Raw genomic sequence first — 13,312 nt, forward strand, 5'->3', positions numbered from 1 at the left:
ATTCGCATTGCATTTACGCGACTTTGCACGACATTGAGGGCGATGCTGCGCCAATATGAACTTTTGGAACGGGTCCGCGCCTATGACCCCGACGCCGACGAGGCGATGATCAACCGCGCCTATGTCTTTTCGGTCCAGAAACATGGCAGCCAGAAACGCGCGTCGGGCGACCCTTATTTCAGCCATCCGGTCGAGGTTGCCGGCATATTGACCGAATTGCATCTCGACACCGAAACCATCGTCACTGCACTGCTCCACGATACGCTGGAGGACACGCTGACCACCGCCGAGGAGATTGAGCGCCTGTTTGGTGCCGATGTCGGTCGGCTCGTCGACGGCGTCACCAAATTGTCCAAGATCGAAGCCCAGACCGAAAATGAGCGGGCCGCAGAGAATTTGCGCAAATTTCTGCTCGCCATGTCGGATGATATTCGGGTGCTGCTGGTCAAACTGGCCGACCGGTTGCACAATATGCGCACGCTGCACTTCATCAAGAATGAGGACAAAAGGCGGCGTATCGCCAAGGAAACCATGGATATTTATGCCCCGCTGGCCGAGCGGATTGGCATGTATGAATATATGCGCGAGATGCAGTTGCTCGCCTTTCGCGAGTTGGAGCCGGAGGCCTATGCGACGATCACCGGTCGGCTGGAAAAGCTGGCGGCGGGCGGCAAGGACAAGGTATCGACCATCACCCGCGAGTTTAAGGACTTGCTGGCCAGCGCGGGCATAGAGGCCGATATTTCGGGGCGCGAAAAGCATCCCTATTCGATCTGGCGCAAGATGCAGGAGCGGCATGTCAGTTTCGAACAAGTCACCGACATCATCGCGTTTCGCATCATTACGCCGACCGATGCCGATTGCTATGCCGCACTGGGGCTGATCCATCGCAAGTGGAAAATGGTTCCGGGCCGGTTCAAGGATTATGTCTCGACGCCCAAACGCAACGGCTATCGCTCGCTCCATACCACCATCATGCACCAACAAAATATGCGGATTGAAATCCAGATCCGGAGTCTGGGAATGCATCAGCAATCCGAATTCGGCTATGCCGCGCACTGGGCGTATAAGCAAAAGGGCGAGGGGCCGGACGGGCAGGCCGGATGGATTCGCGACCTCATCGAAATCCTCGAACAGACACATGATCCCGACGAGTTGTTGGAAAACACCCGGATCGCGATGTATCAGGACCGGATTTTCGCTTTCTCGCCCAAGGGCGCTCTCTATCAGCTGCCCAAAGGCGCAACGCCGGTCGATTTTGCCTATGCCGTCCACACCGGACTGGGCGACCGGACGGTCGGGGCAAAGGTCAACGGGCGGCTGGTGCCGCTGCGCACCCAGCTCGTTAACGGCGACACGGTCGAAATATTGGTGTCGGACAAACAGGTCCCGCAACCCGCTTGGTTGGGCTTTGCCGTTACCGGCAAGGCGCGGTCAGCGATCCGGCGCCATGTGCGGTCCAAGGAAAAGGTCGATATCGCCGCACTGGGCGTTAAAATTTACGACGAGATTATCGCGCGCTTGCCCGGCACGATTGGCGACAAGGCGCGCAAGGCGGCGATCAAGCGGCTGAAACTGGAGGATGACAGCGCACTTTATGTCGCCATCGGCAAGCGCCAGCTTTCGGACGATGCGGTGCTCGAAGCGCTGGTCCCCGGCATCTCCGCCGAAATGAAATCAAAGCCCGGAAAGCTTAATCAGGGCAGCGCCGTGTCGATCGAAGGGCTGACCCCCGGCGTCGCCTTTCAACTTGCCGATTGCTGTCATCCGGTCCCCGGCGACCGTATCGTCGGGCTGGCGCGAGAGGGACAGGGGATCGTGGTCCATGTCATCGATTGTCCCGCGCTGGCCGACGGGGTTGACGCTGACTGGATCGACCTGCGTTGGCAAGAAGATAGCGAGGGCGGCAATGCGCGCCTGTGCGTTGTCCTGGTCAATGAAGCGGGAACGCTCGCCGAAATGTCCGGCATCCTTGCCGCCAATTCGGCGAATATCACCAATTTGCGCCTGACCAATCGCGAAGGCGGATTCCACACCTATAATATTGTCGTCGAAGTCCGCGACGTCCACCATGTCATGCGGCTGTTATCGGCGCTGCGCGCGTCCGACCAGGTGGTGCAGGCCGAGCGGCTTTAGGCCAGCCTTCCTAAAACCCGTTCTCATCGAGCGTAGTCGAGATGCCCCTCGGCATGGCGCAGCTGTGATGGGTGTCTCGACTGCGCTCGACACGACCGGAAAACGGGCTAGTTGTCCCGCTTGAGCGGCGGACGCCATGCCGATTCATCAACCTCGTCGCTGACCTTGAACACGGCGCCCTTGCTGGTAAGGAACAGCTTCTCCATCTCTGGCCGGGTAAAGGGACGCGAGCCGAGGCGGCCGAAGACCGCAATCTGGCCGCCCGTCTCATCAACCGCCCGATCACGGTCCAGCCCCTTGGACAACGAAAGCGCGGGCGATGGCGTCTTGGCCCAGGCGATCAGTTCGGGCGTCGGTTTGGGTGAGAATCCGTACAAACCGGCATTTTTCGGGCTGGTCAATTGCAGCACTTTGATGCCTTGGCGACCGTCGGCAACATAGGCGAACAAGGAGGCATTGGTCGACGCGACGATGACATCCTCTGCATCGGTCAATTTGCCATCAAAGGTCATGCCCGGCCATGCGATAGGCGCCCGTGGTTTGGTCACATCGACAATGACCAGCCCGTCATTTTTGGCCGCAACATACATGTAGGTGCGCGCGACATAGAGTTTGCGGGCGTTCGCCAGATGCACTGTTCCCGATGGCACCGGAACCGGCTGCGCCATATGGGTGACGTCGAACAATTTGACCCCGTCTGCATCGGTCACCCACAAGTAACGGAATTGCAGCGCACTGGCGCGCGCATCGGTAAGCGGCAGCTGCGCCGTGACCTTGGGCTGGAGCGGCACCGTCAGGTCGACGACGACAAGCCCCGCATCGGTGGTGATATAGGCATAATTGCCCGCCAGCGTGATGTGGCGCGCACCGGCAAGGACATTGTCCGGGTTCCAAGTCAGCGCACGGCTCAGCTTGTTATTGCGGAACTCGCCATCGGCCATCGTGTCGATATCGACCAAAATCAGCCCTTCGACGCTGTCGGTGATCACCGCATAGCGGTAGATGGGGTGCAGTTCCTGTTCCAGATTTTCGGGGAAGTTGGCGCGGATATCTTCGTTGCGTTTCATGCTGATCGGCTGATCGGTGCCAATCGCCATACAGGTCGCATTGGTGGTTTTGACATGCGTGTCATGGCCGAGCGGAGAGAAGGGCGCGCGGGTGATGCGTTCGGAAAAGCCCTTGTTGCCGATCGACGACACATCATAGACGCGGAAACCGCCCTTGCCCTCGGCAACGAACATATATTCGCCGCGCTGTTGCAGGCAATTGACCTGGCCGCTGGTGTCCTGAACAATGTTGGCGAATTCTTCGAGCGCGTGGGTTTCACCCGATCCCTTTTTGTCGAACGTCTTGCCGCGCACCCAATTTTTAAGCTCGCGGCCATTTTGTTCGACGTGCAGGCGATAATAGTCGGGATAGGCATATTTTTGCAGATAGCTGCCGATCACCGCCTGCGGCTCGTCCCATTCGGTGACACGAGTGGCCTGAAAGCCTTCGTCCATCCCTGACCAGACATTCAGCCCGACGAAATTGACGAAATTGGTACCGAGCAACATCAGTTGCGACATGATGGCATTATTGTCGTCGGCGTCAGAGATATGACAATCACTGCATTGCTTGGTTTCCTGCTTTCGCACTGTGTGCGGGAAATGCGGAGCAAAGGCCTGACTGGAAAAGCCCGCCGCCGAAATCGGTGGCTGCTGAATATAGATGCGTTCGCGGTTGATATTGGTCGATGACAGGACCAGCGCCGAGGTTGATCGGACCGGCGTGATAATCCCGCGCGGGTTGCCCTCCGCATCGGGCTCACCCGGCTTGGTCAGCATATGACGGCCCAACTGGAACATCTCGTCGCGCGCCACTTGTGGATTATAGGTCGCAAAGTTGCGCGATTCCTCGCCTTCGAAATGGTGCGAGTTGGTTTTCCAGTTTGCCTCGATCGGCAAATGACAGCCGCCGCAACTTGTCGTCCATGACAAATGGCAGGTGAAGCAGGTCATTGTGTTTTCGCCGTGGGCGCGATCTTTCTTGGCTATGCCCGGACCCCAGGCATAGCTGCCATCCTCTGCCCCCGACCGGGACATCAGCTTGGCGCGCGCGGCGCGGGCGTTGAAATGCGGGCCTTTGGTGACGCTCTGTTTGACGAGGCTGACCTGCCACTGCAATTTGGGATCGACAATCGAACGCTGGATAAGTCCCGTCACCTTGCCGTCATCATCATATTGAAATTCGAACCGGCGTTTGCCGTCGGGATTGCGCAGCAGCGCCAAATTGGTGCCCTGCGGCCGCGCCGCGACATTAGAGGTCAGCAGATTGGGCAGCGCGTCGGCGGTGCCATGACAATCCTTGCACCCGATCTCGACCGCATTGGCGACTTCGCCCTGAATATAGCCGTTGCCGTGGCTGTCCTGGGCAAAGTGACAGTCGGCGCATTGCATCCCCTTTTCGGCATGGATGTCCATCATATGCACCGATTTGCCCGGGTTGAGTCCGGCGGGCACAAATTTGCCCTCGCGGCCATCGGGGGTCGCGGTGGTCAGGCATAATTCGCGCTGTTTGGCATCTTTATAGCTTGAACAGCTTTTGCGCCATTTGTCGGGGTCCTTGGGATCGACGATATGCGCCTTGTCGGTGCCATAGGTCGACATATTGCCATCGGCATCGAGCAAATTGCCGTCACGGTCGCGCTTGAAAACGCCGCGGAAGTTCCAGCCATGGCCGTGATAATCGGCGAACTGGGTGTCCTTGTTGCTTTCGTTGACGTCATAAACATCGCGCAAAAATTCGACGTCGGACCATAGCCCCTTGGGCGCCGCGCCTTCGGGATTACGCTCAAGTGTCTCGTGCACCTCTTTGGCGGTCGGATAATGCTGTTGCTTATAGGTTTTTTGATACTCCGCGTCGCTCATCCCCGGCGGTTTGGGGCGCGTGTTCTCCGGCCCCGGCCACATTTGCGGCGCATCCGATTCATAGTCCCACATGGTGTAGCCAAGGAAGCTGTTCAGGAAGATATTGGGCTGGTGCATGTGGCAGTTCATGCACTGGGCGGTCGGGATGGCGCGGGTGAAGCTGTGGCTGATCGGGTGACCCGATTCCTTGCGGATATTTTTGTCGGTCGCCGCGCCATGATCGTCAGCGGCATGGGCATCGTCGGCGTGCGCCGGATCAATCAACCCGCCATGACCCCCACCATGTTCGCCACCGACAGCTTCCATCTTTTCGGCAATCGTCGGGTCGACGGTCGCCGTCTGTCCGTCGCGGCCATATTTCGCATAGGTCAGGCTGTGGCGCGGTTCGCGGTCATTGGCATAGATGACATGGCAGCCCGCACAGCCCGACTGGCGATAATCGCCCGGCTGGTCGTTGGTGCCCATGAACCACATATAGGGATCGTTGAGGCGCGTTTTGTGCAGGTTGAGCACCGCGATGGCGATGCGCAGACCGGTGCCCGGGCCACGGTTTGACTGTTTGAGGTCGGGGCGCCCCGGTTCTTCGAGCCGCTGAATGCTGCCGGTCGGGTTGGGCAGGCCGATTTCGGAAAATTGCGTGTTGATGGTGCGCCCGCCGCGTTCAAAGACGCGGAAAACATCAGTCGGCGGCATGACGTTCCAGGCCGGTAGCGGATAGAGTTTGGACAGCGCGCCGCGCTTTTTCTCTTTATCCGACAAAATCTTGTCGAAACCGAATTTGGGGTCGCACGCCTTCTTATATTCCTCGGCGGACAGCGTCGTCGTCGGCGACAAGATGCACGCCGGATCGCCGGCACGCGTATAGGCCTCTCCCATGATGTAATTTTTATAGGGAAGGATGCCGTTGTTATAGGCGCCCCCGCCCCAGAACATCGCGGCGGTGGACATCAGCGACCGTTCCGCCGCCTCGATCACTTCGAGGTGACAAGAGCCGCACGCTTCGCGCGCGACGCGATAGTCGCTGGGATTGACGAAGCGGATATATTCGGGCGCCTCGCGGTTGAGCAAGGTATAGCTGCGTTTGGGGTTTGCCGAGCTGTCATGCCATTCGCCGGGCAGCGTCGGTTGCGGATGCGCGCGCGCCATCGCGGCGCGGTTGGCGGGGTCCTGATAGCCGAGCTTGGCATCGCCCATGACCGTCGCATCGCCGCCGTGACAATCGGTGCAGCCCAGCCGCACCGCCGGGCTTTTGTGCATCGACGGTTCGTCGGTACGCGTGTGGCAGCTGTAACAGCCATCCGATTTCGCCGCGACATCGGCCACGCTTTGCTCACGCGGCGCGGGCGGGGTGAAACGATAATCGACCTTGACCGGCTTTTCCCCCTCGCTCGCATGGCCGACGACGCCGCCAAAACTGGCGCACATCAAAAGGAAAGCGAAGAAGGCGAAGAACCTGCGTATCATCATCAATAACTCAAAATCACATTGGCCAGAATCGAATAATAGGCGTTTTGCCGGGTCTTATTCTCGAACAAATCCTTGAAGCCGCTCCCCGGCAGGAAAGCCGCTCCGCTGAGGCGAACGACGATATTCTGTGTTGCCTTGGGCCGCCAGATGCCCGCAACCGACAGGTCCCAGCCCAGATCCTTGGGGATAGAGCCTTCGCTGCGCAGCACTTGCAGCCCCGACGTGTCGGCAAACCACAGATGGTTGAAATTGGTGCTGACGCGCGTTTCGGGAGACAGGTCGAAATCGCCGCCCAGTCCAATGAATACCGTCCCCGGATTGTTGAAGTTCGACTGGCCTTCCTCTTTCGACGAGCGCAGCGAATTCAATATGCCGTTACGTCCGTTAATCGCAATCGCCCGCCCGCCGCCGGCAAAGGGGATGGTCTGGCGAATCCAGTAACTGGTGTCGGCCCCGCCAAAGATCGGATTTTCGAACACCGCGTCAAAGCCGCCTTCGGTGTTGTTATAGGGATCACCGTCACCGGTGGCATAAAGACCCGACAGGCGAAAGCGCATCCAGTCCTGATCATAGCTGAGTTCGGCAGCGGCAAAGCCCGCGCGAATCTTCGCCGGTTTGCTGGTGAAAATGCTGTTCCGGTCTTCGCCAATTGCCGCATAAAGGCTGGCGGTCAGGTTGAGCCGACCGATGCGGCCATCGGCATTATAGCCCAGATAAACGACATCATAAGCGCGCCCGCGCAAATCGCCGAGCAGCGCCGGACGCACCGGAAAGCCGTTATGGTCGATCTGAATATCATCGCGCTCGCGGTTCATATTATAGGCGACGGTAATCTGGCTGGTCAGCCCGACAACGGGCAGATCCTGACGATAGAGATTGGCAACAAATAACCAGTCGCTGCGCGGCGTCTGGGTGATGTCGTTCAGCCCCGAATTGGTGTCCTTTTCCAGCCGCCAAAAGGCCGCGAGATTATATTGGAAGCGGTTGTTGTCGCGGTTGCCGAAATAACGGATGCCGAGCTGGCTGTCGTTGAACAGAAAACCACGGAAGTCCGACTGAAACGGCTGGATACCGATACGGATCGAGTGGAAATCATAGCGGTCGCTGTCGTTGCCCAGATGCTTGTCGACGAACAATTCCTGCACGCCGACAAAATGGTCAAAGCGGTGGCTCGCCTTGGACGGGCGCACGTCGAGGACGCGCCGTTCGGGCACGTCGACATAGTTGAGATTATAGGCGAGCGTGACGCGATATTCGACGTCGGGCGGCTTGAACGCCGTCGATCCCTTGATCAGCGCCACGCCGCCGATAAAGGTTTGCGAGAGCACCAAACTTCGGTTCTTGCCAAACACATCAAGGCTGCCCGGGCGTTCGGTCGTCTGCACCCCCACCGGAATCGGAAAGGTGCGCGGTTCGATCACCGTGTCGGACACCGCATTGGCGACAAAAAACCAGTCATCGCCCTTGATCGGCAACCAAGGCACTTTGGCGCGGTCGATCGGGCGATCACCCTTTAATGTATTCTGGTGATAGGGATCGAACCAGCGTTCCTTGACCACCCCCAGGCTTTCGACCAGCCGCCAGCGGTCAGGGATCGGCAATTGGTCCTGCATCCCCGGAAACGCTTCGGGCGGCGGCGGACGCAGCGCGCCTTCATTATCCTGTGTCAGCTGGTCGGGCAGGTCGGGGCGATAGCCCGGTCGGCGGCGGCCCTCGATAATCTGGGTGACCAGATCATCCTTGAGCATATCTTGCCAGTCGACCGGCGGTGGTGGCGGGACAAGCGTGTCGAGCGCTGGATCAGTGGCGGGTTTGGTTTCTGCCGTCGGCTGGGCGTCGGGGGCCACTTGCGGTTCGGGGGCTATGGTCGCATCGGCGTCTGGCGCGGCAGCATCGGGCGCGCCCTGCGCGGCGAGGCTGGCGATAATCGGCCAAAGACTGGTCCCCAGCGCGCTCACTACAGCCCGTCGCAGACATTTTGCATATTCGTGTCGAGGAAAGGCGCAAAGGGACAGCTGATATAACGCAGCCGCACCTTTGTATTATCCGCAAGGGTCACGACGATGCGGTCGGCCCGAATGGCGGGCGGAGCATTGCCGATGGTGCCGACCCGTGCGCCGCCATTATGCGCGCCGAGGAAGCTGATCATATCATCCTGATCGATGCCGTCGCCCGATACGCCGATGCCGCCCACCAATTGATTGCCGCGATAAAGCGGAACCGAGCCGGGGAAAATCTGGATGCCGTTTTGCAACCGGTTCTGCCCCGCCGCGACATCAGGAAGCGTGGTGCAACGCTGCGGCGTGTCGGTCGCCGATGCCCCCGACACAAAGGCGAGATGCTGGCCCAGATTGCTGATAATCAGCGCCGATTGCAGTCCGGTGGAAAAGGGGTTGAACTGAGCGATGGGGCGCGACAGCGGACCGTTCGGGCGTCCGACTTCGCCGTCGGGAAAATAAGGGCGCGACAAATTGCCGCCCGACCGGTCGGCAAAGGCAAAGGTGCCGGTGAGCGCGGTCGGATCATTCAGGAAGGTGCGGACCTTGGGCACAAAGGCGCGAATATCGGCGCTGCTGTTCGCGCTCAATTGCGCGCCCGCCTGCGCGCCCGAGAAGAAGGTCGCGGTGCGTGCCTTTTGCAAGCTGACATCGGTGCCGAAAATCGGGGCGTCGGGCGCGCGGATGATGCCGAGGATCGCGCCATTGGTGTCGACGACGCTGATCGACACTTCGGCGCGGCTGTCGAGCGGGCGGCGAATCTGGCCGCGCGCGCGGCTGACCACGGTAAAGGCCTCTTCCATCACCGCGCGCACTTCGGCCTGAGTCAAAGGCGCGCTGTTGGTCGCAGCGTCGGTTCCACCGCGCACCGGAAAGCGATTGGTTCCGCTGCCATCGGTGAGGACATAGGCATCGGGATTGGAAAATTCGACAGGGGTCGAAGGCCGCATCCCCGAAGCTTCGGTGCCATAGATGGTGCCTGCGATGATCGCGGCATTGGCATAGCCGATAACCGCAACCAGATTGCCCGCGCTGCCGTTAAAGCTGGCAAAACTCGCTCCCGCTGCCGACTTCAATCCGCCATAGGTGGCGTCCGAAAAGCGCAACGTCGTGCCGTCGATGGCAATCTTGTCGGCGGTAATCGCGCTCGGTGCCTCGAAACCGCGCGTGCCAGCCAGCGCGATATTCTCCTCGGCATCATTGTCGGTGTCGAGGATGTTGGGGTCGCTGCCATAGACACCATCGCCCATCACCCCGATGCCGCCGACGAGCGTGCCGTTTTTATAGAGCGGGATGCCGCCGGGATCCGCCGACAATCCCAATGGTGAGCGTTTGGGGCCGATCAGCGCCGCGCCGCCCGGTGCGCCGAATTGTGCGCTCATGTCCGAACAGGGAAGCTGGCTGAACTGCACCCCGAACAAGGGGCCGCTTTCAAGGCCGGAGGTGGTCGGAGAGGGCGGGAAATGTTCCTGCACAATCTGGCTGGCAGTGCGGGTGGTAAAGGCGTTGCCCGCGCTCGACAGATAAGCGCCGGTAATAGCCTTGGCGATCGCGCCGCCTTCCGCAGGAAATGTCACATTTTGCGCGTCGATATTCATGCCATTGGGCGCAGCCGCCGTGGTCGCGGTCGCGCGCGCGCCGTTCATGCGGAACACACCCAGCACATTGCCCGACCGGTCGGTCACCGCAATCACCGACGGCAGCCCCTGAGCCTGCGCCTCGGCAATCGCTTGCGCCATCACCTTTTGCACATCGGCGATACTCAGCGATTCATTGCCCGGTGTAACAAAGGCGCTGCCCGCCGGTGTCGGCGTCGGAACGGGAGCCGGAGAGGGCGCCGGGGCATTGCCGCCGCCTCCGCCGCTACCGCCGCCGCCGCAGGACGCCAGAACAAGCGCGCCGATGGCTGACAGCGCCGCAGAACGAAACAAGGCGGACCGGCTACGCATCCTTAACGCAGCGCCCGGATGGAGCGCACGGCGCTACCCAACGAGGCCTGAAAATCGCCGGGACGATAGGCGTTGGGGTCTTTGACTGCTGCATAAGCCCGATCAATGTCGCCGCGGATACCCGCCGCCGCGCCGACCGTGATACGGCCCGACGACACCATCGCATTCAACATCGTATCAACCCCCATCACCGCCTGTTGCGATCCCGAATAATCGGTCAGGCGGTCGCTGATCGCTTTTGCGGAAATCGCATCGACCAGCGCAAAGCCGTCGGTGCTGGCAAAGTGGCGCGAGGCAAAGGCGTTTTTGAGCGCGGCGACCGTCTGTCCCAACTGCGCCGCCGCCGCGACCGCGTTGCTGCGGTCGATGGTGATGGCGCGATGGAAAGCCGCCGTGCGCGCCGAAAGCTGGTCGGCGAGCCCCGGCGCGGCGATGCGCGCGGCGGCGGCCAGCATGATCAGATTTTCGTCATTATAGGGCGGCATCCCTTCGGGCAGCGCGGCGCGGCCCGGATTGTCCATGCTGGTCTTCACCGGCTTGGCCTGATCATAAATGCGGCGGTGGCAGCTGTGGCAGTCGAGGAAATAAAATTCGGGGAACATGCCCTCTGTCCCGCGCTTGGTCTGGAACAGCGACAGGCTGCGTTCGAGTGCGGTCGCCTGTCCCACCGCCCACATCTGAATATGGTCGGTGCGCGCCGTTGGAGCGCCGAATTTGCGCCAGCCATAATCCTCATCTTCGTGATGATGCGCCTGCAGCGACGAAAAGAGATCCAGCTCAAAGCTGATACGCGGATGCCCCGCCGCCATGATCTTGTGGGTCACGAACTGGCCTTCGCCCGCCGAGCCAAAGTGGCAATCGACGCAGACCCCGGCGCGAACCACCGGATCCTCCAGCTTCCGCAGCCCGTCGTTGAGGTTCGATTGATGCTTGGCGCGCATTTCGGCACCGGGATTGGCGTTGGTGCCGATCCCGGCATAATGGCTGGCGATCCAGCCGCCCGCCGGGCCATGACACGCCTCGCAGCTGACCCCATCGTCGAGCGGCGCGGTGCCGCGGCTGGCGACCGTGCTGCTGTGGCAGCCAAGGCACATAGTCGCCTTTGCCGGATCACCAATCCCCAGATTGCGGGCGATAAACTGGCTGCGGCTGTTGCCGAGCACCGCCCAAGCGCGGCTGTGGGCACCGCCGGGGGTCGACGGCTCCTGCCATTTCATCAGTTCGTCCTGACGCACGATGGTGCCATCGCCCTCCATCCGGCCATGACAGGTCGAACCGGCACAAGAGGCAACGCCCAAAAAGCGTCCACCCTCTTTGTCCTGTGAGCGAGCGGGCGGCGCGATGACGAGCACAGCGGCGAGGAGCATCGCCAGCATCAACGCCAGCGCTCCTGCCGCTGTCCACGATCGATCGCCGCGCTCATCCCCAGCGTGCGTCGTCATCCCTGTACCCCTTCATGCCCGGCCTATCGTTACGGGTCGCAAGCCAAGCCTTTTAGACCACTCCGAACGCCAGCATCGCATCGGCCACTTTCTTGAAGCCCGCGATGTTCGCGCCTTTCACATAGTCGATATGACCGCCGCCCTGATCACCATAAGTCAGGCAACTGGCGTGGATGCCATCCATGATGTCCTTCAACATTTGTTGCAGCTCGCCTTCTTTCCAGCTGCGCCGTTCGCTGTTCTGGCTCATTTCGAGACCCGACACGGCAACGCCGCCGGCGTTGGCCGCCTTGCCCGGCGCGAACATGATTTTCGCGGCCCGGAACGCGTGGGCGCCTTCCAGATCGGTTGGCATATTGGCGCCTTCGCTAACCGCAATGCAGCCGTTTTTGATCAGCGTCCGCGCATCTTCGCCCAGCAGCTCATTCTGGGTCGCGCATGGCAAGGCCACGTCACATTCGACACCCCACGGCGTTTTGCCAGCGACGAATTTCGCGCCCTTAAACTCGTTGACATAATCCTCGATCCGGCCGCGCCGATGGGTTTTATGCGCTTTGACCCAATCGATTTTCTCCTGATTAATGCCGTCGGGGTCATGGATAAACCCGCCCGAATCGGACAGGGTCAGCACCTTACCGCCAAGCTGGGTGATCTTTTCCGCCGCATGGGTCGCGACATTGCCAGAGCCAGAGATGACGGCGGTCTTGCCAACGAGATCCTGATCCTTGGCAGCCAGCATATTGGCGAGGAAATAAACCGCGCCATAGCCCGTCGCCTCGGTGCGGATCAGCGACCCGCCCCATTCAAGACCTTTGCCGGTCAACACGCCGGTAAATTCATTGGTAATCCGCTTATACTGGCCGAACATGAACCCGATTTCGCGTCCGCCAACCCCGATATCACCCGCCGGCACATCGACGTTCGCGCCAATGTGACGATAAAGTTCGGTCATGAAGCTTTGGCAAAAGCGCATGATCTCGCGCACGCTCTTGCCCTTGGGGTTGAAGTTCGAGCCGCCCTTGCCGCCGCCCATCGGCAGGCCGGTGAGGGCATTTTTGAACGTCTGTTCAAAGGCGAGGAATTTGAGCACACTCTCGGTTACCGAGGGGTGAAAGCGGATGCCACCCTTATAGGGGCCAATGGCATTATTGTTCTGGACCCGCCAGCCGCGCTGAACGCGGACATTGCCATTGTCATCTTCCCAGCAAACGCGGAAAGACACCACCCGATCGGGTTCGGCGATGCGGCGCAAAATCTGTTGCGAATGATATTCTTCTTTGTCGGCGATGAAGTCGAAAATATCTTCCGACACCTCCTGAACCGCCTGGACAAACTCTGTTTGCCCCGGATTGCGCTTTTGAACGCCTTCCATGAACGTCGCGAAATCGACGTGATCTGATACTGCCATGCAC

Annotated in this window: 6 protein-coding genes; 1 reads left to right on the plus strand and 5 read right to left on the minus strand. The window is 60.3% G+C overall.

The features are described from left to right. The first annotated feature begins 42 nt into the window (after positions 1–42). Positions 43–2,136, plus strand: coding sequence for a RelA/SpoT family protein (locus tag ACR3XE_RS00995; RefSeq protein WP_473699422.1), 2,094 nt, complete (start codon positions 43–45; stop codon positions 2,134–2,136). Between the two features lie 107 nt (positions 2,137–2,243). On the opposite strand, the gene ACR3XE_RS01000 is transcribed toward ACR3XE_RS00995, so the two are convergent. From ACR3XE_RS01000 to gdhA, 5 genes are read right to left on the minus strand one after another with little or no spacing between them, the layout of a single operon-like run. After that, complete coding sequence (locus ACR3XE_RS01000; protein WP_473699421.1) at positions 2,244–6,512, minus strand: LVIVD repeat-containing protein; 4,269 nt, start codon at positions 6,510–6,512, stop codon at positions 2,244–2,246. Beyond that, a complete protein-coding gene (locus ACR3XE_RS01005; protein ID WP_473699420.1) occupies positions 6,512–8,470 on the minus strand; it encodes a hypothetical protein in 1,959 nt (652 codons plus the stop codon). The genes ACR3XE_RS01000 and ACR3XE_RS01005 overlap by 1 nt, the downstream gene beginning before the upstream one ends. Next, the gene (locus ACR3XE_RS01010) at positions 8,470–10,458 is read right to left on the minus strand and encodes a heme-binding protein (protein ID WP_486185849.1); all 1,989 of its coding nucleotides are present in this window, start codon (positions 10,456–10,458) and stop codon (positions 8,470–8,472) included. Before ACR3XE_RS01010 ends, ACR3XE_RS01005 begins: the two co-directional genes overlap by 1 nt. 2 nt (positions 10,459–10,460) lie before the next feature. Then, positions 10,461–11,900, minus strand: a complete 1,440-nt coding sequence (locus tag ACR3XE_RS01015; protein WP_473699418.1) for a multiheme c-type cytochrome — start codon at positions 11,898–11,900, stop codon at positions 10,461–10,463. Positions 11,901–11,952: 52 nt separating this feature from the next. Continuing rightward, complete coding sequence (gdhA, locus tag ACR3XE_RS01020; protein WP_486185850.1) at positions 11,953–13,308, minus strand: NADP-specific glutamate dehydrogenase; 1,356 nt, start codon at positions 13,306–13,308, stop codon at positions 11,953–11,955. Between the last annotated feature and the right edge of the window lie 4 nt (positions 13,309–13,312).

Source organism: Sphingopyxis sp. 10G20-10 (assembly GCF_057365075.1).